The organism is Achromobacter sp. ISS7 (genome assembly GCF_056523125.1).
This window is the reverse complement of sequence record NZ_JAWRZD010000001.1, coordinates 5,353,642-5,376,984: the sequence shown is the minus strand read 5'-3', so window position 1 is coordinate 5,376,984 and position 23,343 is coordinate 5,353,642. Positions and strand designations below refer to the sequence as shown.

The window sequence follows — 23,343 nt, the reverse complement described above, 5'->3', positions numbered from 1 at the left end:
ACCGCCCGTCAGGCCGGAATCGTCAGGCCCTTGGCCACCGCCGGACGCGCCACGAAGGCCTCCAACACGCGGGCCACGTTCTTGAATTGCGAGAACTCGACCAGCTCGCCGGCGCCATAGAAGCCGACCAGGTTGCGCACCCACGGCAGGATGGCGATATCGGCAATGGTGTATTGCTCGCCCATGACCCAGTCGCGGCCTTCCAGGCGCTTGTCCAGCACGCCCAGCAGGCGCTTGGATTCGGCCACGTAGCGGTCGCGCGGACGCTTGTCTTCGTAGTCCTTGCCGGCGAACTTATGGAAAAAGCCCAGCTGGCCGAACATCGGGCCGATGCCGCCCATCTGGAACATCACCCACTGCAGCGTCTCGTAACGCCCGGCGGTGTCGGCGGGGATGAACTGGCCGGTCTTGCTGGCCAGGTAGATCAGGATCGCGCCGGACTCGAACAGCGCCAGCGGCTTGCCGTCCGGACCGTTGGGATCGAGGATGGCCGGGATCTTGTTGTTCGGGCTGAGCGACAGGAATTCCGGCGAGAACTGGTCTTGCGAATCGAAACTGACCCGGTGCGGCTCATAGGGCAGGCCCAGCTCTTCCAGCAGGATCGACACCTTGACGCCATTGGGCGTGGGCAGCGAATAGAGCTGGATGCGGTCGGGATGCTGGGCGGGCCATTTCCGGGTGATGGCGAACGAGTCGAGGGAAGACATGCGGGGGAGCTCCTGGAGATCCGGGTGGCGATGAGGGGTGGCGATCGTGGCGGGCGCGGCCGCTGGCCGGCGCCCCGCGGCGCGTCGGGCAAATGTAGCGCAAATCGCCCGTCGGCAAGCGCCTTGTGGCCGCGGCGCGGGCACTGGCCGCGCAACGGTCCGTTCCAGGAAAAAACCGTATCGCCGGCAGGGGTTTGCGGACGGGCGCGGGCGGGCTTTCCCGCGCTGCCGTTCAGCGCTCCGCGTCGGCCCGGCCCCAGGCCGGCGGTTGCGCCCGGGCCTGGCGCAGGAAGGCGGTGGCGGTGATGACGTCGGCGTCGTTGCGCCGGTCCTCGACCATGGCCGGCACCTGCGCGCGGAAGTCCCGCCACAGGCTGGCGGTGCCCTGGCCCAGGGCCGCCGCCGGCCCCTGCGGATAGCGCAGGTCGACCGCCTGGGCGCCGTGCATCAGTTCCACCGCCAGCAGCCGGGTCAGGGAGGCGACCTGGCCGGCCACGCGCAGTCCGGTCAGCGGCGCGTTGGTGCCGACGTCCTCGATGTTGCCGGCCTGGGGCTGCACGTCGGTCACGACCGGCCCCGACAGGGCGCGCACGTCGGCCGCCAGCGACGACACCGTCTTCTGGATCGGGCCATAGCCGATGGCGCCATTGCCCGGACTGAGAAAGCGCGGCAGCCGCGTGAACGCCGGATCCGTCAGGCGCAAGGTGCGCTGCGCCGACAATTGCGCCACCTGCGACAGCGCCACCGCGGTGCCTTGCAGCGGCAGGACCCAGGCGCTGGGATCGAAGCCCGCGCTGGGTATCACCGCGCCACGCACCGGGCCCGAGGTCACGTAATACTGCGTCTCGTACTCGGGCGCATCGGCCGCGGGCGCCGCATCCAGCACCACTGTCGGGTTGTCGTCGGAACTGTTGATCTGCAATTGCAGTTGCCGGTCGAGCAGTCCCAGCAGATCGCGCGCGGCGCCATGCACCTGGCTCACCGTGCGAAAACTCAGCGGGTCCTGCAATGGCCGCCGCGGGTCGCGCTTCCACAGCGCGCTGCCGCGCAGCAGGCCCAGCATGCGCTCGGCGGTCTGGCGCTGGCCGGCGTAGGGCCGCTGCGCCTGCGCCGGCGCCAGCAGCGGCGCCAGGTTGCCATCCAGGCCTTCCAGCGACAACGCCGCCACCGCGTCGGCCTGCGCCAGCAGCGCGCGCGCATCATGCGCGGCCAGCACCGCCAGCGCGGCGCCATAGGCGTTCGAGCTGACCATCGACAGCGCGTCCTTGCCGAACGGACGCACCGCCGCCAGGCCGGCCTCGCGCAGGGCCTGCTCGGCGCCCATGCGACGGCCGCCGTGCCAGGCTTCGCCCTCGCCCATCATCACCAGGCCGATCTGCGGCAGGATGGTGATGTCGGCCTGGCCGACCGAGCCTTCGCCCAGCATCACCGGCGTCACGTCGCGGTTGAGAAACGCGGCGTACTGCTCCAGCACCGCCGGCTGCATCCCGGCGCCGCCGAACAGCGCGGTGTTCAGGCGGATCAGCATGGCGGCGCGGGTCACGTCGCGCGGCGCCTCGGCGCCATAGGCGGCGCTGTGCGAATGCAGCAGGTTGCGGTTGAACTGTTCGGACAGGCGCCGCACCTCGGGCGAGATCTCGCCGCCCTGGAAGATGGTCTGGTCCTTGTTCAGGCCCACGCCCCGGTTCAGGCCGTAGACCGGCTTGTCCAGGCGCGCGTAGGCCAGCAGCAGGTCGTAGGCGCGCGCCGCGCGCCGCGCCGCGGCCGGCGCGATGGCGACGGCGCAATCCTGCCGCGCCACCGCCAGCACCTGTGCGGCGGTCAGCGATTTGCCGTCCAGCGTTACGCTGCAATCGCCTGCCGCCTGCGCGGCCGTGCCGAGCATCAACGCCGCCAGCAGCGCCGTCCGGATCCACGCGCACGCCGCGCGTCGATGGGTTTCCACACGCAAAGACTTCATTCCGCCTCCGATGACGCTTAGGGCCTGTTCACACTAAAAGGAGCCTCGCACAGGCCCTAGGGTTGCTTCAGGGGAATACGCATCAAATCCTGGCCCAGCACCACCGGCCCCTTGAAGGTCTCGCGGGCGTGCAGCCAATGGTCGGCGGGCGCGTCGCCGGGCACCAGGTGCGACAGCACCAGCTTGCGCACGCCGGCCTGGGTAGCCGCCTCGCCCGCCTGCTGCGGCGTGGTGTGCGCCTCCAGCAGCTGCCGGGCCAGCGCCTGCTGGCGCGCGTCCCATGGCTTGGAGCCGACGATATGGTCGACCCAGGCGGGATCGATCGCCTCGTGCACCAGGATGTCGGCGCCGCGCGCCAGCTTGACCAGGTTGGGGCTGAGCGCGGTATCGCCCGAGAACACCACCGAGCCCGACGCGGTGTCGAAGCGGTAGGCGAAGTTGGGATACACCAGCCCGTGCGGCACCAGGATCGCGCTGACCCTCACGCGCTCGTCGCGCCAGACCTCGAAGGGCTCCATCGGCGGCGCCGGATCGACGTTCGGATCCTTCACCACGCCGGCCGGCACCGCGATGTCGTGCGCCTGGAAGAAACCGCGCACGTCCGGCACGCCTTCGCTGCGCACGCGGATGTTCAGATCGGCGGCCATGCCGGCGACCACCGAGTCCACCAGGTCCACGGTGCCCGCGCCCGGATTCTCGGCGTGGATCACCGGATCGCCCGCCAGGCCCGGCGCCAGCGGCGGCAAGGCGCCGCGGCGGCCCGGGCCGTAGATCTGCAGCGACGCCTTGGCGCGGCGGCGCGCGCTGGGGTCGTACATCAGCAGGCTGGCCAGGTCGATGATGTGGTCGGTGTGCAGGTGCGTGAGGAACACGGCCTGCTCGGCGCCGGGCTTGATGCCGGCGCGGCGCAGTTGCCGGTAGGCGCCCGAGCCCAGGTCGACGAGGTAGGCCTTGCCATCCACCACCAGCGCCGACGAGATGCCGTGGGGCGCGTCGTTGCCGTACCAGGTCGGGCCGCCGGCCACGCCCAGCAGCACCAGTTCAGCGCCTTCAGCCGCTTGCGCGGCAGGCGCGGCCAGCATGGCCGCCACGCCCAGCGCCGCGGCGGCGTGGCCAAGCCAGCGGCGCAGGCCGCTGGCGGCCGGCCGGCGCGCCGGCAAGCTAGCATGCGCCACGTCCGTAAACCGCACGCCAGCCTCAGACATGATTCTTCTGCGGCAGAACGGTCAACGCCACCAGCGCCACCACGCAGGCGCCCATCACGTACAGCGCCGGCGCGAAGGCCACGCCGGTGGTGTAGGTGATCCAGGTCAGGATGGCCGGCGCGAAGCCGCCCAGCACCGTCACGGCGGTGTTGTAGGCCAGGGACATGCCGGACGAGCGCACCGCCGTCGGGAACACTTCCGACAGCGCCGACGGGGCGGTGCCGACGTACAGCGCCACCAGCAGGCAGAACGACGACTGCACCACGATCAGCGCGAACTGCGTGTGGTTGGTCTGCAGCCACATCATCAACGGATAGACCGCGATCAGCAGCAACAGGGCCGAGGCGCGCAGCACGGTGCGGCGGCCGTAGCGGTCGGACAGCGTGCCCGAGAAGAAGCAGCCGCCGATCAGGAACAGGTTGCCGATCAGCGCGCCCAGGAAGGCCTGCGAGCTGGTGAAGCCCATGCTCTTCTGCACATAGATCGGCATGAAGATGATCAGCGCGTACGGACCGATGGCCCACAGCACCGACATGCACAGGCCGGTGAACAGTTCGCGCGGATAATCGCGCAGCACGCTCAAGAGCGGCGCCTTGGCGGGCTTGCCGCTGGCGGCCTGGCGCTGCTGTTCTTCGCGGAAATGCGGCGTCTCGTCGAGCGCGCGGCGCATCCACAGGCCCACCGGCGCGATCGACAGGCCGACGATGAACGGAATGCGCCAGCCCCACTCGCCCACCTGGTCTTCGGTCAGCAGCGTCGTCACCAGCGTGGCGACCAGCGCGCCCAGCAGGTTGGAGATGCCCATGCTGGCCTGCAGCCACGAGGCGTACTGGCCACGCTTGCCGGCCGGCGCGTGCTCGACCAGGAAGGCAGTGGCGCCGCCGACTTCGCCGCCGGCCGAGAAGCCCTGCAGCATGCGGCCGCACACGATCAGCAGCGGCGCGCCCACGCCGATGGCGGCGTACGGCGGCGCGATGGCGATCAGCAGCGTGCCCAGCGCCATCAGCATGATGGTCAGCGTCAATGCGGCCTTGCGGCCGGCGCGGTCGCCGTAGGCCCCCAGCACCAGCGCGCCCAGCGGCCGCACCACGAAGCCCAGCCCGAAGGCCAGGAACGAGGCCATCAGCTGCACCGTGGGGTCTTCGTTGTGGAAGAAGTTCTGGCCGATATACACCGCGAACAGCGCGTAGACCGAAAAGTCGTACCACTCCAGGGCGTTGCCGATGGAAGCGGCGATGACCGCCTTCTTGGCGCCCTTGTGCTCGTCGGCGCCCGCGTGGGCGGCATTGCCCCCCACCATCCCCGCGCCCGGGTTGATTGCGATGTTTTTCATTGACGTTCCCGTTGATTCGCCCCGTATCCGGGGCTGTTATGTACTGCCGTTCAGACCCGCGCCGCCATCGTGTCGATGCGGTCGATACCCTTTTTGTCCACTTCGTCCAGCGCTTCTTCGTAGCCGGCGTCGGCATAGCGCAGCACGCCGCTGGCGGTGTCGTTGGTCAGCGACAACGACAGGCGCTGCGCCGCCGCGTCGGTGCCGTCGGCCACCACCGTCACGCCGGCGCTGGTCATGTAGCCGCTGTAGCCGCCGCCGCCCGAGTGGATCGCCACCAGGTCGGCGCTCGACGAACAGTTGATCATCGCGTTCAGCAGCGGCCAGTCGGCGATGGCGTCGGAACCGTCGCGCATGTTCTCGGTCATGATGTTCGGATGCGCCATGGCGCCGGCGTCCAGGTGGTCGCGGGTGAACGCCACCGGCGCGGCCAGGATGCCCTCGCGCACCATGCGGTTCACTTCCAGCGCCAGTTCGGTGCGCTCGCCGTGGCCGAGCCAGGCGATGCGCGCGGGCAGGCCCTCGAACGGCACCGACTCGCGCGCCAGCCGGATCCAGTTCGACACGATCAGGTTGTCGGGGAAGCGCCGCAGCAGGAAGTCGTCGATCTTGCGGATGTCGTCGGGGTCGTTGGACAGCGCGATCCAGCGGAACGGGCCGATGGCGCGCGCGAACAGCGGGCGCAGGAAGGCCTCGGTGAACACCGGGATCTCGAAGGCGCGCTCGACGCCGCCCTGCTTCGCATGCGTGCGGATCAGGTTGCCGTTGTCGAACACCACCGCGCCGCGGTCCTTGAAGCCCAGCATCGCGGTGACGTGGCGCACGATCGACGCGCGGCTGGCATTCATCAGCCCCGTCATGTCGTCGCGACGCATGCGCGCCACCTGTTCCAGCGTGTGGCCGGCCGGCACGTAGCCGTAGACCAGGTCATGCGCCGAGGTCTGGTCGGTGACGATGTCGGGCACGATGCCGCGCGCCAGGATCTCGGGAAACACGTCGGCGGCATTGCCCAGCAGGCCCACCGACAGCGGGCGGCGCGCCGCCTGCGCTTCGCGGATCAGCGCCAGCGCCTCGTCCAGCGTGTCGGCGCGGCGTTCCAGGAAGCCGGCCTTGATGCGCTTGTCGATGCGTTCCGGGTCGATCTCGACCGTCAGGATGGCGGCGTTGGCCATGCGGCCCGCCAGCGGCTGGGCGCCGCCCATGCCGCCCATGCCGGCGGTCAGGATGAAGCGGCCGCGCAGGTCGTTGTCGAAATGGCGCTCGGCGATGCGCGAGAAGATCTCGTAGGTGCCCTGGATCACGCCCTGCGAGCCGATGTACTGCCAGTCGCCCGCGGTCAGGCCGCCCCAGCAGATCAGGTTGTCGTCCTGCAGGCGGTAGAAGTTCTCGGCATGCGCCCACTGGCCGATCATGTTGCAGTTGGCCATGATCACGATCGGCGCCTGCGGGTGGGTGCGCAGCACGCCGATGGGCTTGCCGGATTGCACGATCAGGGTCTGGTCTTCTTCCAGCGTCATCAGCGCGCGCACGATGGCGTCATGCGACGGCCAGTCGCGCGCGGCGCGGCCCAGCGCCGCGTAGACCACCAGGTTGGCGGGGTCTTCGCCCACCGCCAGCACGTTCTCCAGCAGGCGCAGCAGCGCTTCCTGGCGCCAGCCCTTGCAACGCAGCGTGGTGCCGCCCGGCACCTTGAATTCACGTTTCATCGCGATACCCCTCAGCGGCCCAGCGCGTAGCCGGTGAAGTCCATGCCCAGCGCCTTCTCGACGATGGGGTAGACCGACGCGTCGGTGACGCTGGAGGACAGCGGGATGTGCTGCTTGGACACGTGCAGGATGGACACCTGCAGGCCCTCGCGCAGCTTGCCGGCGCTGACCGGGTTGCCGTCGGCGTCCAGCGTGGTGATCACGTCCGGATAGCAGGCGATGCGCTCGCCTTGCCCGTCGGTCACCGCCATGTGCTCGTTCATGACGTGGATGACGCGCTTGCCCGCGCCCTCGCCGATCTCGACCGTGCCGATGTCGAACGCTTCCTCGGTGTACTTGAGCGTGTTGCGCACCACCTTGCCGGAACCGATGATCTCGCCCTGCGTGGCCTTGCAGATGGCGTCGATCACGGCGCTGCCACCCTTGGGCTGCGCCGCCAGGATCGCTTCGCCCAGCGCCAGCGCGCGGCTGATGCCGCCCAGCGCGGCGTGGCGCCGCACGTACGACGCGCGGATCGGGTTGCGGCAGCTGGCGATGAAACCGCCGGCCATGTCGGCGGCCTTGCGCAGCACCGGCGACACCTTGCCCGTGGCGCCGTGCACGGTCAGTTCCATATAGGCGTTGTTGGCGCGGTTGCCGCCCACGGCGCACTGGATCATCGGCTCGGGGCTGCCGGCCAGTCCCAGCGAGCCCATGTCGCCGGTGGGATGGGCGCGGATGTCGCCCACCGCGTCCACCACCTTGGTGCCCAACACCGCCGACGGCAGCCAGCCGTTGAGCGTGCTGGACATGCCGTTCTGGCCGATGATCAGGCCGTACAGGCGCTCGCCCAACGCATCCTGCAGGCGCTCGGCCGCCTTGACGTAGTCGATGCCCAGCATCTGCCAGTCGGTCAGGCCGCCGGGCGCGCCGATGGCGGCGGCGGTGGCGATCCAGGCGTCATCGGGCACTTCGTCCATCGACACCAGTTCGGGCCGGCCGATGGTCACGGCCAGCGATCCCAGTTCGCGGCCATGCTCGGCCCAGCCGCCCCCGCCACAGGCAAACACCGAACCGCCCCTGACCGCGGCTTCGACATCCTGCATCGTCAAGATTCTTCCCATTGCTGCGCCCTTCCTTTCCCGATTGCGTTTAGCGGCTCCAGCGGCGTTCGCGCTGGATAGACGAGGGCATCATAGGAACCAATCCCGTTAATGTCGTATTACCTTTTATGCCTTGTTCATAACATTGGGTTAATAGAGGGGTGCGCCCCGAGGGAGCGTCAAACCAGGGGCGGAAGGCACCTAGGGATATCCCCAGGCGCCCGCGGCGGCAAAGCTCAGGGGGAAACGGGCTGGTCGAGCGTCACCAGGACGTCGATGAAGGCCTGCGCCAGGCGCGACAGCGGCTGCAATTGCAGGTGGAACACATTGACCGGCGCGTTGACCGTGTCGGCGATCGACACCGTCACCACGTCCGACCAGATCGGCCCGGCCACGGTGATCTCGTCCACCAGCGCCACGCCGGCGCCGGCCTGCACCAGCGCACAGGCCACGTGCGCCTGCTGCACCTCGATGCGCGGCTCGGGCTGCGCGTCCTCGGTGCCGAACAGCTTGTGCACCAGCATGCCGAAGGGAATGTCGGCGCTGTAGCCGATCAGCGGTTCGCGCGCCAGTTCGGCGGCGGTCACCTGGCGGCGGCCGGCCAGCGGATGGCCGGCCGGCAGTACCGCCACGATGCGGTTCTCGTACAGCGGCCGGGTGACCAGGCTGGGATGGTTCACCGGCATGTAGGCCACGCCCAGCTCCACCTGCTGGGTCAGCAGCGACTGCTCCATCACCGCCGGGATCAGCGTCTGCAGCACGATGCGGATTTCCGGGTGCAGCTGGCGAAAGCGAGCGATGGCGCGCGGCAGCAGCGACTGGCCCAGGCTCGGGCTACAGGACAGGCGCAGCTGGCCCTCGCGGTTCTCGGCCAGGTTGTCGGCCACCTCGTTGACGCGCTGCACGTTCTGGTAGAGCGCGGTCACCTCGACGAACAGCCGCCGCGCCTCGGGCGTGGGGTACAGCCGCCCCTTGATGCGCTCGAACAGCATCAGGCCCAGGCGCTGCTCGGTGTAGGCGATCAGCCGACTGACGGCGGGTTGCGACACGAACAGCAGCTTGGAGGCGCCGCTGATCGAGCCGCTCAACATGATGGCGCGGAAGACCTCGATCTGGCGCAGATTCAATTTCATATGCTTAACCTGATGTTAATTCCCATGCACATATAAGCATAAGACGTTTTGAATCGTGCTTACTACACTGCCCTTCAGTTCTTCATTGGATGGAAGTGGTCATGAGCGATTTCGATTGGGTGGTGCGCGGCAATATCGTCGATCCGCACGGCATCGTGGAAAACGGCTGGCTGGCCGTACAGGACGGCAGGATCGCCGCGCGCGGCACCGGCGCCGCCCCCGCGGCACGCGACAGCGTCGACGCCAGCGGGCAGTGGATCATCCCCGGCGTGGTCGATGGCCAGGTGCACTCCGGCAGCCAGGCCAACCAGGAAGGCCTGGGCTGGGCCTCGCGCGCCGCCGCCGCCGGCGGCGTCACGGTCATGGTCGACATGCCCTACGACGATCCCGAACCGGTCGCCTCGCGCCCGCACCTGGACGCCAAGATCGCCGAGGTCGAGCGCGACTGCCACGTCGACGTGGCGCTGTTCGGCACCCTGAACAAGGAACACGGCCTGGCCGCCGCCGCCGGCCTGATCGAGGGCGGCGTCTGTGCCTTCAAGTTCTCCACCTTCGAAGCCACGCCCGGCCGCTTCCCGCGCATCGAGGAAGACGACCTGTACGAGGCCTTCCGACTGATCGCGCCGTCCGGCCTGGTGTGCGGCGTGCACAACCAGATGCAGGAGATGACGCGCAAGAACATCGCGCGCCTGATCGAGGCCGACGACACCGGCTGGGACGCCTTCATGCGCGCCCACACGCCGCTGATCGAGAACCTGGCCACCGCGCTGATCTACGAGATCGGCGCCGAGACCGGCGCCCGCGCCCACGCGGTGCACGTGTCCACGTCGCGCGGCTTCGAGATCTGCAACATGTTCCGCCGCAACGGCCACCGCGCCAGTATCGAGACCTGCGTGCAGTACCTGATGCTGAACCACGAGGAACACACCCGCCGCTTCGGCGCCAAGACCAAGCACTATCCGCCGATCCGCCCCAAGGCCGAGGTCGACCTGCTGTGGACCCACATCGCCAACGACGAATGCACCTTCGTGTCGTCGGATCACGTCAGCTGGGGCCTGGAGCGCAAGCAGAACCCCAACGTCTTCAAGAACTCGTCCGGCGGCCCGGGCCTGGAAACGCTGCTGCCGGCCTTCTGGACCGGTTGCGAGGAACACGGCATCTCGCCCTCGATGGTGGTGCGCCAGCTGTGCGACAACCCCGCGCGCCACTTCCTGCTGGACGACCGCAAGGGCACGCTGGACGTCGGCAAGGACGCCGACATCGTCATCCTGACGCCGGAACGCCATGCCTACGATCCGTCCACCAGCCTGTCGGCGGTGCAATGGAGCTCGTTCGAAGGCCGCGAATTCACCGTGCGCGTGGCCGGCACCTGGTGCCGCGGCCAGCAGGTCTACGACGGCCGCCGCATCGTCAACAACAAGGGCGACGGTCGCTTCCTGCGTCCGCGCAAGGCGTGAAGGGCATGGCCATGTCCTTTCCTCCGTTGAACGCCGAGCGCCTCTGGGCGCGCGTCGAGACCCTGTCGCGCTACACCCTGCCCGACCAGCCCTGGACCCGCCGCGCGTTCTCGCCGCTGTTCCTCGAGGCGCGCGAGTGGCTGCGCGGTGAATTCGAGGCCGCGGGCCTGACCACTCGCCTGGACGCCGGCGGCAACCTGGTCGGCACCCGCGCCGGCCGCAGCGCGCAACGCAAACCCATCGCCACCGGCTCGCACTGCGACACCGTCATGAGCGGCGGCCGCTTCGACGGCATCATCGGCGTGCTGGCCGGCATCGAGGTCGCCCATACGATGCAGGAACACGGCATCGAACTGGACCACCCGTTCGAGGTCATCGATTTCCTATCGGAAGAGCCCAGCGACTACGGCATCTCCTGCGTCGGCAGCCGCGCCCTGAGCGGCCAGCTCAGCGCCGACATGCTGGCCGCCCGCAACGCCGACGGCGAGACGCTGGCGCAAGGCATCGCCCGCATCGGCGGCGACCCGGCCGCGCTGGCCCGGCCCTTGCGCGGCGCGGACGGCACCGCCGCCTTCGTCGAACTGCACATCGAGCAAGGCCCCGTGCTGGAAAGCCGCCAGCTGCCGATCGGCGTGGTCACCAACATCGTCGGCATCCGCCGCGTGCTGATCACGGTCGAAGGCCAGCCCGACCACGCCGGCACCACGCCCATGGACATCCGCCGCGACGCCCTGGTCGGCGCGGCCCGCATCATCGACGCCGCCAGCCGCCAGGCCAGCGCCGCCAGCGGCAATCCGCACTACGTGGTCGCCACCGTCGGCAAGCTCGCCATGACGCCCAACGCCGCCAACGCCGTGCCCGGCCGCGTCGAGCTGACGCTGGAAATGCGCAGCGACAACAACGCCGTGCTCGACGCCTTCCCCGAAACGCTGATGGCCGGCGTGGCCGCCGACCTGAAGGCGCTGCGCCTGACTGCCGGCTTCGTGCCACTGAGCCGGGCCCAGCCCACCGACTGCACGCCGCTGGTGATGGACGCGGTGCAGACGGCCGCCGACCAGCTCGGCTACGCCAACATGCGCCTGCCCAGCGGCGCCGGCCACGACGCCGTCTACATGGCGCCCACCGGCCCCATCGGCATGATCTTCATCCCCTGCCTGAACGGGCGCAGCCACTGCCCCGAGGAATGGATCGAGCCGGCGCAGCTGCTGGACGGCACCCGCGTGCTGTACCAGACCGTGCTGGAACTGGATCGCAGGCTGCGCGGCTAGCGCCGCGATCCGGCCGCCCCGCGCAAGGCGCCGCGCACCGCCGCGGCGGCCAGCGCCAGCGGCAACGCGATATCCCACTGGCCCAGGAACAGTTCGAAGGTCGCCTCCCAGCGCGCCCAGGTGTTGCCGAACACCTGGGGGTCCGGCGGCCCGAGGTAGATCGCGAGCAACGCGGCCACCGCGACGAGCGCGACGCGCCCAAGCGCCGGGAGCCGGCCGCGCGACAATCGCTCCGCCAGCGCCAGGGCCGCCGTCGCGGCCAGCCCGGCGACCGCCGCGTCCAGGAAGAAATCGGCGCGCTCGTACAGATAGGGCGCATCGGGAATTTCCAGCCCATAGCTGCCCGTGCGCAGCTTGGCGGTCAGGCAGGCGCCGAACAGCGACGCCGTGGCGAAGAACAACAGGAAATCGCACAGGCGCGACAGCAATCTGGACATGGGTGATGGTCGGGAAACGGCGGGCAGCCCGCAGCATGCCACAAAGCCGCCCCACGTCGCCCACGCGCGCGGCCGCCGGGCTACATTACCCGGCATCCCGACCACCGCGCCGCCGCCATGTCCGCCATCCGCCTGTTCTGCCTGCTCGTGCTGCTCTGCCTGCCGCCCGGCCCGGCGTCGGCCGCCACGCTCACGGACCAGCGTTATGGGCCGGACGCCGCGCAACTGGCCGACGTCTACCTGCCCGCCACGCCCGCCGCGCCGCTTGCCCCCATCCTGGTGCTGGTGCACGGCGGTTCCTGGCTCCACGGCGACAAGGCCGAGCCCGTGTTCATCCAGGACAAGGTGGCGCGCTGGCTGCCGCTGGGCTTCGTGGTCGTCTCGGTCAATACCCGCCTGCTGCCCGACGCGCCGCCGCGGGCCCAGGCCGAAGACCTGGGGCTGGCGGTCGCCTGGATTCAGCGCCAGGCCGCCGGCTGGCGCGCCGATCCCGGCCGCATCCTGCTGATGGGGCATTCCTCCGGCGGCCACCTGCTCGCCCTGCTGGCCGCCGACGCCCCCATGCGCCAGCGCGCCGGCGTGACGCCGTGGCTGGCCAGCATCATCCTGGACGGCACGCCCTTCGACCTGCCGCGCATCATGGCCGCGGAACACGCCGGGTTCTACGACAAGGCGTTCGGCAGCGATCCGGCGCAATGGCGCGCCGCCTCGCCCGCCGCGCAACTGAGCGATGCCAATCCGCCCACGCTGCTGGTCTGTTCATCATTGCGGCCGCAGTCGTGCCAGCGTTCGCGCGACTATGCGCAGCGGTTGATCGAGCACGGCGGCCAGGCGCAGGTGCTGCCGGTCGCGCGCAACCACGGCCAGATCAACGCCGACGTCGGCGGCGACAATGACGAAACCCGGGCCATCCTCGCCTTCATCGACGCGCAGTCGCGGCGCCGGGCCGGCGACTAGGAGGACCCGTCACGCCATGACCCGCTTCACCCTGCAACGACTGCGCATCGGCGCCTGGCTGGCCCTGGGCGACGGCGCGCTGCTGGCCGCCGGCGCGGCGCTGTGCGCGCTGCCGCTGCTGGCCTGGGCCCTGCTGCCCAGCGCCGCCGCCGTCCTGGGCGTGGCGCTCACGCTGCCCGCCCTGGTCTCCGGCGTCATCATGCTCAAGACGCCGTTCAGCGCCACGGCCGACAACCCCGAGGACGGCCTGCCGCTGCGCCGCGACGACGCGCCCGGCCTGTTCGAGGAACTCGACCGCCTGCGCGCCGCCCTGGCCGCGCCGCCGCTGGACGCGGTCTATCTGGACGGCGAATTCAATGCCGCCATCCGCCAGCACCGCAAGCTGGGCGGCAGGACGCGCAACGTCCTGTGGCTGGGGCAACCGCTGCTCGAAATGCTGTCCCCGGCGGCGTGCCGCGCCATCCTGGCGCATGAAACCGCGCACATCGCGAGGCGCCACGGCCGCTACGCCAGCCGCGTGTATTTCGCGCGCCTGCAATGGCAGGACGTCAGCCTGCGGCTGGACCGGCGCCGGCGCCTGTCGAACGCGCCGCTGCGGCTGTTCGTGGCCTGGTACGTGCCGCGCTTCCTGCAGGTCAGCCTGGACTTCGCCCGCCAATGCGAGGCGCAGGCCGACGCCGAGGCCGCGCGTGTCTGCGGCCAGGCGGCGACGGCCGAGGCGCTGTCGGCGATGGCGCTGCAAGGGCGGGCGCTGCGCGACGCCTGGCCGGCGTTGCTCGCCGCCGGCGATGAGCCGCCACGGCCCTACGCGGCGCTGGCCGCGCACGGCCCGCTCGCCGCCCCCATCGACGAAGCCGAGGCCCGCGTCTGGCTGCATGGCGCGCTCTGCGCCACCACTGGCCACGGCGACACGCACCCGTCGCTGGCGGATCGCCTGACCGCGTTGCCGGCCGATCCAAACCGGTCGCTGCCGTGGCGCCGCGCCGCCCCCAACGCGGCCCAGGCCTGGTTGCCCGCGCAGCGCGAGGCCCTGGCAGTCCGGCTGGACCAGCGCTGCGCGGCGCAATCGGCCGACGAGGCAGAGCAGGTCCGCCAGGAGCGGGAAGCGCTCACCGCGCAGTATCACGACCTGCTGCGCAAGCGCCGCATCCGCGCCTTGTCGGCCGATGAGATCGCGCGCTGCGCCTGGCTGCGGGAGACGCTGGACAACGACACCCCGGGCGCCGCCGCGCTGGCCGAGGACGGGCTGCGGCAGGCGCCCGACCATCCCGCCCTGCTGGCCCAGCTGGCGCGCTGCCGCCTGCGCGAGGGGCATCCACGGCAAGCCGCGGACCTCTGGCGCCGCGCCGCGGCCCACGCCGGCCCGCAGCAGTTGCCAAGCCTGCGCCAGCTCAGCCTGGCGGCCCTGCGCGCGGACGACCAAGCACTGGCCGAGGACTACCGCCGCCAGGCCGACGCCCTGCAGCAATCCCCCGCGCGCGCAGAGGCGGCGGACGGCTACGATCCGCACGACCTGTCGCCCGCCGAGCTCGGCAAGCTGGCCGACACGCTCGACCCGTTGCTGCGCATCGCCACCGGCGCCTGGTTGCTGCGCCCCGCCGCCGGCGGCCGCTATCAGCTGCTGGTGCTGGCGCGCGACGCCGCCCTGCTGCGCCTCATCGGCCGCCTCACCGGCGAACCCAGCTACCTGCGGCGCGACTGCGAACAACTGCTGGGCCGGCTGCTGCCGCGCCTGCGCCTGGACGTGGAGGCCGACATCATGGCCGCCGGTGATCCCCGGCTGGCGTGGTGCGTCGAACAGGCGCGCGTGCGCCGCCCGGCCTGACGCGCGGCGCGCCGTGCAACTTTCCGCCCGACGCGCGGTCGATTCACCACACCACGCCTTTTCGGCAGGCCGGCGGTCACCACCGCCCCCCCGGGGCAGGCGGGTGAACGGCAATCGGCCCGACCGGGCAAAGGCACCCGCGATGCGTTCTGTTTCGTCCCCATTCCGTGGCGGCGCCCTGCCCGCCGTCGCGCGCTGGCGCTACGCCGCCTGCCTGCCGCTGATGCTGCTATGCGCCCAGGCGCTGGCCGCGCCACCACAGTGCGAGCCGGCGCCGCCCGGTCCGCGCGACCTCGAAGGCACGGGCTACTACACCGACCCCGCCCACTCGAAGATCGACCCCGCGCTGCAGGCCCGCAACCAGGCCCAGACCCGGCCGCTGAACGACTACGCCCGCCGCGTCGCCGACCTGTCCGATGCCTACCTGGCCCATGGCGACGCCGCCGCCGGCCAATGCGCGCTGACGTGGCTGGCAGCCTGGGCCAAGGACGGCGCCATGCTCGGCCGCATGATCCACGGCAACAACGACCAGGCCGACTACCTGCGCGAATGGACCCACGGCGCGGCCGCCATGGCTTATCTCAAGACCCTGCCGCTGGCCACGCCGGCGCAGCGCGGCCTCATCGCTCCCTGGCTCGAACAGCTATCGCGCGCCAACCTTGCCTACTGGGACGATCCCAGGCACAAACGCAATAACCACTATTACTGGACCGGCGTCGGCATCATGGCGACCGCCCTCGCCACCCGCGACGCCGGCCTGCTGCGCACGGCGCAGGCGATCTACCGCAAGGGCATCGACGACATCCAGGCCGACGGCAGCCTGCCGATGGAAATGGCGCTCGGCGCCCGCGCGCTGCACTATCACGACTATGCCGCCGCGCCGCTGGTGACGATGGCCGAACTGGCCCACGAGGACGGCCAGGACTGGTATGGCTACCGCGATGGCGCGCTCGACCGGCTGGCGCGGCGCGTGGCCGAGGGCTACCGCGACAGCGACTGGTTCGCGCGCCAGGCCGGCGTGGCGCAAAAAGACCGGCAGCCGCACGGATTCACCGGGTGGGTCGAGTTCTACCGCCGCCATGCGCCGGATGCGCACGTCTTCGACGCCCTGCACGCCGCCGGGCCGTTCGACGAACCGCGCCTGGGCGGCGACCTGACGCTGATGGCGACCCACGGCATCCTGCCCCGCTCCTGACGCCGGCGCGCCGCCCGGGCGGCCCGCGCATCGCGCTGATGCCGGCCGACCGCGCCAGGCGTAAACTGGATCGTGACGAATATGCTGTATGCGGCCGCCGAGGGGCAGCCGCCGGAGATCACCATGCAAGCCACCGCCACTCGCACACTCGCCCTGCTGGCCGCCCTGCTGATACTGGGCGGCTGTTCCTCACTGGGTCCGGGCGGCCCGCCGCATCCGGGCGCGGTCAACCCCTACAGCAGCGGCGGCTTCCACGACGCCGGCCCGAATTATCCGGACACCGGCCCCTGAGCGCCCTGGCCGGCGGCCGCGCCCGCCGCGGCCGCTGGATCGTTCGCCAGCTTGAACCAGCGCTGCACGCGCTGCCAATGCGCGTCGCCGTAGAGCCGGCGAAAGCGCAACGTCTCCTCCGATTGCGGGTCCGCCATCGCCGCCAGGCGCTGGGCGATGAAGGCCGGGGTCAATGCGAGGCCGCAGTCGACCGTGATGCAGCGATGCCACTGCGCGTAGGTTTCAGGGATCATTTCCGTTTCTCCGGGCAATCAGGTCAATGCCTGCGCGAGCAGCCAGGCCGAGACCAGCGAGGTCACGGCCTGGCGCCCGGCCAGGCCCCAGGCGTGGCGCGCGCCCAATTCGCGCCCGACCGTCCATAGCGTCACCAGGCAGGCCGAACAGGTCGACGCCAGCCACACCAGCACGAACATCTGCGCCGCATCCAGGCGGGCCAGCAGCGCCCCCTGGCCCTGGTTCAACGCCAGCAGGCCGTCCTTGCGCAGGATCGAGAACACCACGCCCGTCGCCGCGTCCGCCGGCAGGCCCAGCGCGGCCATCGGCGCGCGCAACAGCGACGCCAGCGCCTGCAACGCGCCCAGCCCGTCCAGCAGCGACGCCACCACGCAGATCAACAGGAACACCGGCATCGCCTGCTTCAGGAATTGCGCCACCACCGCGCGCAGGCGCCATGCCACGCCGCGCCACGACGGCCATTGCAGATAGGCCTTGCCCGGCAGCGGCGCGGCGGCCTCGGCCGGCAACGCGCCATGCCACAGGCGCGTGTGCGCCGCCCCCACCAGGAACAGCAGCAACAGGTAGGGCGCGAACAGCCCCATCCGCCCGGCCGCGCCGAACACCGACAGCGTCGCGCCGATCTGGTAGCTGCAGGCCGAGCCGAACGCGATCAGGCTGACGCAGGCGCGCCGCGTGCAGGCCGAGCACGCCCGGCTCTGGAACGTCGCCACCACGTTGCAGCCGAAGCCCGACAGCACCGGCACCAGGTCGCGCCCGCTCAGGCCGATGTGCCTGAGCGCGGGATCGAGCGCCGCGGTCATGCGGTCCTTCAGGCCGCTTTCCTCGGTCAGCGCCATCGCCAGGCCGATCAGCGCCACCACGGGAAAGGCCCAGATGAACGAATACAGCCCCAGGCTGACGAGGCCGTAGCCGCCCACCAGCAGCGTCTGCAATGCCGGCGGCGCTGACGCCAGCGCGCGGCTCAACGGTTCGATCAGCGCCGCGTCGGCCCACGGCTGCAACCCGCCCGACAGGCCGTAGGCCAGGTAAACCGGCAGCGCAAAGCTCAACAGCAACACCAGCAGCGCCCACCACGGCCCCCACATGGCGTGCTCGAACGGCGTGCGCTGCGGCCGGCGCGCCAGCGGCGCGTGCCACAGCACGGGCCTGGCCGGCAGCACCGGCAAGGCCACCGCGCCGGCCAGCGCATGACGCACCGCCGCCAGTTCCTGCGCCGCCGGCGTGCGCGCATTGATGACCGCCACCGGCACGCCCAGCGCCGCGCCGCAGCGCGCCGCCAAGCCGGGCGCGTCATCGCACTTGTCCGCGAACGTCAGCACCACGCAGATACGGTGGGCGCCATGCAGCGCGGCCAGCACCTCGCGCATCAGGTCGGCCGTGTCGGTCGCGCGCATCACCACCGCCACCACCGCGGCCGGCGCCATGCGCGCCAGGGCCAGCCGGGTGGCGGCGCTGTCGCCGCGCAGGCGCACGCCCGGCGTGTCCACCACGCGCATCGCGGCGCCCGCCAAGGCCGCCTCGCGGCAGGCCACGGTGGAACCGGCCACGTTGCTCTCGTCGCCGACCGCCTGGCCCGTCAGGCCGCGGAACAGCGCCGACTTGCCCGCGTTCTCCAGGCCGGCCAGCACCACGACCGCCTCGGCCGGCTCAGTGGCGTCGTGCCGCATCGCGTTCACCCGCCGGCGCGGTCAGCATTCGCAGGCCTCGTCGCAGCAATCGGCGTTGCCGAACGGCCCCCACGCGCGGGCGGCCTCGGCCGCCTGCAGCGGCGGCAGGCCCAGATGCTGCGCGATCATGCGCGCCACGCCGTCGAAGCGCTGGCGGAACTTGTAGATGAAGCAGTAGATGCGCCGGTCCTGGCGCACCTGCGGCCCGGCCAGGAACAGGCCCGGCATCAGGGTCGATTCATCGTGCGCGCTCAGCACCGGCCGGCCGTCGGGCGTCCAGTCGAAACACGGGCGGATCAATTGCGCGCCGCCGCCGCGCAGGAAACCGGTGCCGAGGATCGGCGGATTCGCGCTGGCGAAGGTCTGCCCGTCCTCGGCGCACACCCTGAAGCCCGCCGCCGTCCGGCGCACTTCGATCACGTTGACGCCGAACGAGATCTCCAGCCGGCCGCTGTCCATTGCCCGGTACAGCCGCTGGCGGCTGTAGGGCGACAACGACAGGCTCGGATCGTGCGGACTGGCCGGGTCCCAGGTGGATTTGCGCGCCAGCAGGCGCACCCGCGCGCCGTTGGCCGCCAGGTTCACCGCCGCATCCACCCCGCTCTCGTAGCCGCCGATCACCAGGTATTCATCGGCCTCGAACGCGGACCAGCTGTCGACTTCGGCGTAATGCACGCAATCGGCCGCGCCGGCGAAAGGCCGCAGGTCGGGGTACTGGTATTCGCCGGTGGCCCACACCACCGTGCGGGCCAGCGCCAGGCCCTTGGAGGTGTCGAGCTGGAATTCGCCGCGCGCGCCGCGCGTCAGCGCCGTGACGTCGCAGCCCAGCGCCAGCGGCAGGTCGTGCGCCTGCGCCACCCGCGCCAGGTACTGCGCATAGCGCGGCCCGTCCAGGTGTTCCATGCCCGCCGTCAGGGCCGGCGAACTGGTCTCGGTGACCGCGTTCAGGTCGGCCAGGCCAAACGGATTGCTGTAGAACGAGGGCGTGATGAAGCGCGTCTCCTGCGGCCAGGACAGGAACGACGCCCCCACCTGATGCCGGTCGATCACGGCCATCCGGTTCACGCCATGGCGCCGCAGGGCCACGGCCATGCCGATGCCGGCCGGCCCGGCGCCGACCACGGCGACCTCGAGTACTTTCGCGGGCACGATGCGGCGCTACTTGTGCTTGGCGCCGCCCTGGCGCGCCTTGAAGCGCGGATTCGATTTGCAGATCACGTAGATGCGCCCGCGGCGCTTGACCACCTGGCAGTCCCGGTGGCGGGTCTTGGCGTCTTTGAGGGAGGAAAGGACTTTCATGCGGGGCTCCGGCAAGGAATGGAACGGGGAGAGCGGCCCTGAGCGGCCGCCGGCCAACAAGAATGATATGTAATAACATTCTATTTGTCACGCCGCAGGTTTGGACGGTCTTGCGCCTGCCGAAGAGCAAGGGTAAATTGTTGACAATCAAAGCGCCCAACGGCGTCCCAAATCGGTTTTTCGGTACCGAAAACCCAAGATTGTTGACACCATGAGCAAAGTGCTGACGCTTCCCGGCGCCGCGCCCGACGACAGCGAGACCCTGGCGGAACAGATTTTCCGCAAGATCCAGTCCGCCATCGTCAAAGGCGAGATCGCCCCCGGCAGCAAGATTTCCGAGCCGGAACTGGCGCGCATCCACGGCGTCAGCCGCGGCCCGCTGCGCGAGGCCCTGCACCGGCTCGAAGGCCAGCGACTACTGGTGCGGGTGCCGCATGCCGGCGCCCGCGTGGTGTCGCTCAGCCCGCAGGAACTGGCCGAACTCTACGAAATCCGCGAATCGCTCGAAGGCATGGCCTGCCGCCTGGCGGCCGAGCGCATGGCGCCGGCCGAAGTCGAGCAGGTGCGCCAGGTGCTGCACGCCCACGAAAAGGACGAAGCCTTCCAGGCCGGCATCGGCTATTACCAGCAGGAGGGCGACTACGACTTCCACTACCGTATCGTCAAAGGCAGCGGCAATCAGATGCTGTTCCGCATGCTGTGCGACGAGCTCTACCAGCTGGCGCGGATGTACCGTATCCAGTACTCGACCACCCCAAACCGCCCGCGGCAGTCGTATGCCGAGCACCACCGCATTCTGGACGCCATCGCCGACCGCGATGGCGAGCTGGCTGAACTCCTGATGCGCCGCCACATCCGCGCATCCCGTCTCAACATTGAAAAACAGATCGCTCAGGGCAACCTGAAGCGCACCGAGGCATGAACAAATCCTATCGCAAGCCCCTGCAAGGCACCCGCCTGGACTATTTCGACGCGCGCGCCGCCGTGGACGCCATCGCCCCCGGCGCCTACGACCGCCTGCCCTATACCTCGCGCGTGCATGCCGAGAACCTGGTGCGCCGTTGCGATCCGGCGATGCTGACCGACGCGCTCAAGCAGCTGATCGAACGCCGCCGCGACCTGGATTTCCCGTGGTATCCGGCCCGCGTGGTCTGTCATGACATCCTCGGCCAGACCGCGCTGGTCGACCTGGCCGGCCTGCGCGACGCCATCGCCGAGAAGGGCGGCGACCCCGCCAAGGTCAACCCGGTGGTGCCGGTGCAGCTGATCGTCGACCACTCGCTGGCCGTGGAATACGGCGGCAACGACCCCGACGCCTTCGCCAAGAACCGCGCGGTGGAAGACCGCCGCAACGAAGACCGCTTCCACTTCATCGACTGGACCAAGCAGGCCTTCCGCAACATCGAAGTGGTGCCCCCGGGCAACGGCATCATGCACCAGATCAACCTGGAGCGGATGTCGCCGGTGATCTACACGCAGGACGGCGTGGCCTTCCCCGACACGCTGGTCGGCACCGACAGCCACACCCCGCACGTCGACGCGCTGGGCGTGATCGCCATCGGCGTGGGCGGCCTGGAAGCCGAGAACGTGATGCTGGGCCGCGCCTCGTGGATGCGCCTGCCCGACATCGTCGGCGTCGAACTGAGCGGCCGCGCCGGCCCCGGCATCACCGCCACCGACGTGGTGCTGACGCTGACCGAATTCCTGCGCAAGGAAAAGGTGGTCGGTGCCTACCTGGAGTTCTACGGCGAAGGCGCCGCCAGCCTGACGCTGGGCGACCGCGCCACCATCTCGAACATGGCGCCCGAGTACGGCGCCACCGCCGCGATGTTCTCGATCGACCAGCAGACCATCGACTACCTGCGCCTGACCGGCCGCGAGGACGAGCAGATCGCGCTGGTGGAAACCTACGCCAAGACCGCCGGCCTGTGGTCGGACAGCCTCAAGACCGCCGAATACGAGCGCGTGCTGCGCTTTGACCTGTCGACCGTGGTGCGCACCCTGGCCGGTCCGTCCAACCCGCACCGCCGCCTGCCGGTGGCCGACCTGGCCGAGCGCGGCATCGCCGGCACCGTCGAGAACCAGCCGGGCCTGATGCCCGACGGCGCCGTCATCATCGCCGCCATCACCAGCTGCACCAACACCAGCAACCCGCGCAACGTCATCGCCGCCGGCCTGCTGGCGCGCAACGCCAACCGCGCCGGCCTGGCGCGCAAGCCGTGGGTCAAGAGCTCGCTGGCGCCCGGCTCCAAGGCCGTGGCCCTGTACCTGGACGAGGCCGGCCTGACCGAAGACCTGGAAAAGCTCGGCTTCGGCGTCGTCGCCTTCGCCTGTACCACGTGCAACGGCATGTCGGGCGCGCTCGACCCGGTGATCCAGCAGGAAATCATCGACCGCGACCTGTACGCCACCGCCGTGCTGTCGGGCAACCGCAACTTCGACGGCCGCATCCATCCCTACGCCAAGCAGGCCTTCCTGGCATCGCCACCGCTGGTGGTGGCCTACGCCATCGCCGGCACCATCCGCTTCGACATCGAGCGCGACGTGCTCGGCACGGGCGCCGACGGCCGCGAGATCCGCCTGAAGGACATCTGGCCCAGCGACGAAGAGATCGACTCCATGGTCAAGGCGGCCGTCAAGCCGGAACAGTTCCGCAAGGTCTACGCGCCCATGTTCGGGCTGCGCAACGAGCGCGACGCCGCGGTCGATCCGCTCTACGCCTGGCGCCCGCAGAGCACCTACATCCGCCGCCCGCCGTACTGGGAAGGCGCCCTGGCCGGCGAACGCACGCTGCGCGGCATGCTGCCGCTGGCCGTGCTGGGCGACAACATCACCACCGACCACCTGTCGCCGTCCAACGCCATCCTGATGGACAGCGCCGCCGGTGAATACCTGCACAAGATGGGCCTGCCGGAAGAAGACTTCAACTCCTACGCCACCCACCGCGGCGACCACCTGACCGCGCAACGCGCCACCTTCGCCAATCCCAAGCTGTTCAACGAGATGGTCAAGGACGCCGACGGCAACGTGAAGCAGGGCTCGCTGGCCCGCGTGGAACCGGAAGGCCGCGAAATGCGCATGTGGGAAGCCATCGAGACCTACATGGACCGCAAGCAGCCGCTCATCATCGTGGCCGGCGCCGACTACGGCCAGGGCTCGTCGCGCGACTGGGCCGCCAAGGGCGTGCGCCTGGCCGGCGTCGAGGCCATCGCCGCCGAAGGCTTCGAACGCATCCACCGCACCAACCTGATCGGCATGGGCGTGCTGCCGCTGGAATTCAAGCCGGGCGTGAACCGCAAGACGCTGGGCCTGGACGGCACCGAGAGCTACGACGTGGTGGGCGAGCGCAAGCCGCGCGCCGACCTGACGCTGGTCATCCATCGCCGCGACGGCGAGACGCTGCAGGTGCCGATGACCTGTCGCCTCGACACCGCGGAAGAAGTGTCGATCTACGAGGCCGGCGGCGTGCTGCAACGCTTCGCGCAGGACTTCCTGGAAGCCGAATCGGCCGCCGGTTCGACCAAGAAGGCCGGCTGACACCCACTGCATGGCGGGCGCCGCGGCGCCCGCCCTCCCCACCCAAG

Annotated in this window: 20 protein-coding genes; 8 read left to right on the top strand and 12 right to left on the bottom strand. The window is 70.3% G+C overall.

The window, feature by feature from the left end; genetic code table 11:
* Nucleotides 1–8 precede the first annotated feature (8 nt).
* The 7 genes from AC1HFW_RS24450 to AC1HFW_RS24420 all read right to left on the bottom strand — a co-directional run bounded on the left by AC1HFW_RS24450 (nucleotide 9) and on the right by AC1HFW_RS24420 (nucleotide 9,126).
* A complete protein-coding gene (locus AC1HFW_RS24450; RefSeq protein WP_241075675.1) occupies nucleotides 9–707 on the bottom strand; it encodes a glutathione S-transferase N-terminal domain-containing protein in 699 nt (232 codons plus the stop codon).
* Nucleotides 708–939: 232 nt separating this feature from the next.
* A complete protein-coding gene (locus AC1HFW_RS24445; RefSeq protein ID WP_479285432.1) occupies nucleotides 940–2,667 on the bottom strand; it encodes an HAL/PAL/TAL family ammonia-lyase in 1,728 nt (575 codons plus the stop codon).
* A 56-nt stretch (nucleotides 2,668–2,723) separates the two neighbouring features.
* Nucleotides 2,724–3,872, bottom strand: a complete 1,149-nt coding sequence (locus tag AC1HFW_RS24440) for an MBL fold metallo-hydrolase (RefSeq protein WP_479285431.1) — start codon at nucleotides 3,870–3,872, stop codon at nucleotides 2,724–2,726.
* Nucleotides 3,865–5,205: an MFS transporter gene (locus tag AC1HFW_RS24435; protein ID WP_479285430.1), complete on the bottom strand. Its 1,341-nt coding sequence runs from the start codon at nucleotides 5,203–5,205 to the stop codon at nucleotides 3,865–3,867. Before AC1HFW_RS24435 ends, AC1HFW_RS24440 begins: the two co-directional genes overlap by 8 nt.
* A gap of 50 nt (nucleotides 5,206–5,255) precedes the next feature.
* Nucleotides 5,256–6,911 carry a urocanate hydratase gene (locus AC1HFW_RS24430; RefSeq protein ID WP_238888772.1) on the bottom strand — a complete coding sequence of 552 codons (1,656 nt, stop codon included), beginning with the start codon at nucleotides 6,909–6,911 and terminating at the stop codon, nucleotides 5,256–5,258.
* A gap of 11 nt (nucleotides 6,912–6,922) precedes the next feature.
* Nucleotides 6,923–8,014, bottom strand: coding sequence for a DUF917 domain-containing protein (locus AC1HFW_RS24425; protein WP_061073236.1), 1,092 nt, complete (start codon nucleotides 8,012–8,014; stop codon nucleotides 6,923–6,925).
* A 215-nt stretch (nucleotides 8,015–8,229) separates the two neighbouring features.
* The gene (locus AC1HFW_RS24420) at nucleotides 8,230–9,126 is read right to left on the bottom strand and encodes a LysR family transcriptional regulator (protein ID WP_479285429.1); all 897 of its coding nucleotides are present in this window, start codon (nucleotides 9,124–9,126) and stop codon (nucleotides 8,230–8,232) included.
* Between the two features lie 101 nt (nucleotides 9,127–9,227).
* Here AC1HFW_RS24420 and AC1HFW_RS24415 point away from each other — a divergent pair, with 101 nt between their 5' ends.
* Complete coding sequence (locus tag AC1HFW_RS24415; protein ID WP_006391485.1) at nucleotides 9,228–10,583, top strand: dihydroorotase; 1,356 nt, start codon at nucleotides 9,228–9,230, stop codon at nucleotides 10,581–10,583.
* A 5-nt stretch (nucleotides 10,584–10,588) separates the two neighbouring features.
* Nucleotides 10,589–11,851: an allantoate amidohydrolase gene (locus tag AC1HFW_RS24410; RefSeq protein WP_479285428.1), complete on the top strand. Its 1,263-nt coding sequence runs from the start codon at nucleotides 10,589–10,591 to the stop codon at nucleotides 11,849–11,851.
* Here AC1HFW_RS24410 and AC1HFW_RS24405 read toward each other — a convergent pair.
* Complete coding sequence (locus AC1HFW_RS24405; RefSeq protein WP_241074174.1) at nucleotides 11,848–12,288, bottom strand: hypothetical protein; 441 nt, start codon at nucleotides 12,286–12,288, stop codon at nucleotides 11,848–11,850. The two genes, AC1HFW_RS24410 and AC1HFW_RS24405, sit on opposite strands and share 4 nt — an antisense overlap.
* A gap of 117 nt (nucleotides 12,289–12,405) precedes the next feature.
* On the opposite strand from AC1HFW_RS24405, the gene AC1HFW_RS24400 reads away from it, so the two are divergent.
* From AC1HFW_RS24400 to AC1HFW_RS24385, 4 genes are all read left to right on the top strand, one after another.
* Entirely contained in the window at nucleotides 12,406–13,245 is an 840-nt protein-coding gene (locus AC1HFW_RS24400; protein ID WP_479285427.1) for an alpha/beta hydrolase, read from the top strand.
* 16 nt (nucleotides 13,246–13,261) lie between these two features.
* Nucleotides 13,262–15,070, top strand: a complete 1,809-nt coding sequence (locus AC1HFW_RS24395; RefSeq protein WP_479285426.1) for a M48 family metalloprotease — start codon at nucleotides 13,262–13,264, stop codon at nucleotides 15,068–15,070.
* A 142-nt stretch (nucleotides 15,071–15,212) separates the two neighbouring features.
* A complete protein-coding gene (locus AC1HFW_RS24390) occupies nucleotides 15,213–16,265 on the top strand; it encodes an alginate lyase family protein (protein WP_479285425.1) in 1,053 nt (350 codons plus the stop codon).
* A 72-nt stretch (nucleotides 16,266–16,337) separates the two neighbouring features.
* Entirely contained in the window at nucleotides 16,338–16,556 is a 219-nt protein-coding gene (locus tag AC1HFW_RS24385) for a hypothetical protein (RefSeq protein WP_162876443.1), read from the top strand.
* Here AC1HFW_RS24385 and AC1HFW_RS24380 read toward each other — a convergent pair.
* The 4 genes from AC1HFW_RS24380 to ykgO are packed head-to-tail and all read right to left on the bottom strand — an operon-like array spanning nucleotide 16,535 to nucleotide 19,759.
* Nucleotides 16,535–16,789, bottom strand: a complete 255-nt coding sequence (locus AC1HFW_RS24380; protein ID WP_006391496.1) for a hypothetical protein — start codon at nucleotides 16,787–16,789, stop codon at nucleotides 16,535–16,537. The two genes, AC1HFW_RS24385 and AC1HFW_RS24380, sit on opposite strands and share 22 nt — an antisense overlap.
* Nucleotides 16,790–16,807: 18 nt before the next feature.
* Nucleotides 16,808–18,460: a nucleoside recognition domain-containing protein gene (locus AC1HFW_RS24375; protein ID WP_479285424.1), complete on the bottom strand. Its 1,653-nt coding sequence runs from the start codon at nucleotides 18,458–18,460 to the stop codon at nucleotides 16,808–16,810.
* A gap of 21 nt (nucleotides 18,461–18,481) precedes the next feature.
* The gene (locus AC1HFW_RS24370; protein ID WP_479285423.1) at nucleotides 18,482–19,609 is read right to left on the bottom strand and encodes an NAD(P)/FAD-dependent oxidoreductase; all 1,128 of its coding nucleotides are present in this window, start codon (nucleotides 19,607–19,609) and stop codon (nucleotides 18,482–18,484) included.
* A gap of 9 nt (nucleotides 19,610–19,618) precedes the next feature.
* Entirely contained in the window at nucleotides 19,619–19,759 is a 141-nt protein-coding gene (gene ykgO / locus AC1HFW_RS24365) for a type B 50S ribosomal protein L36 (RefSeq protein WP_006385796.1), read from the bottom strand.
* A gap of 211 nt (nucleotides 19,760–19,970) precedes the next feature.
* Here ykgO and AC1HFW_RS24360 point away from each other — a divergent pair, with 211 nt between their 5' ends.
* Nucleotides 19,971–20,681, top strand: a complete 711-nt coding sequence (locus AC1HFW_RS24360; RefSeq protein WP_061073227.1) for a GntR family transcriptional regulator — start codon at nucleotides 19,971–19,973, stop codon at nucleotides 20,679–20,681.
* Complete coding sequence (gene acnD, locus AC1HFW_RS24355) at nucleotides 20,678–23,296, top strand: Fe/S-dependent 2-methylisocitrate dehydratase AcnD (RefSeq protein WP_479285422.1); 2,619 nt, start codon at nucleotides 20,678–20,680, stop codon at nucleotides 23,294–23,296. Before AC1HFW_RS24360 ends, acnD begins: the two co-directional genes overlap by 4 nt.
* Nucleotides 23,297–23,343 lie beyond the last annotated feature (47 nt).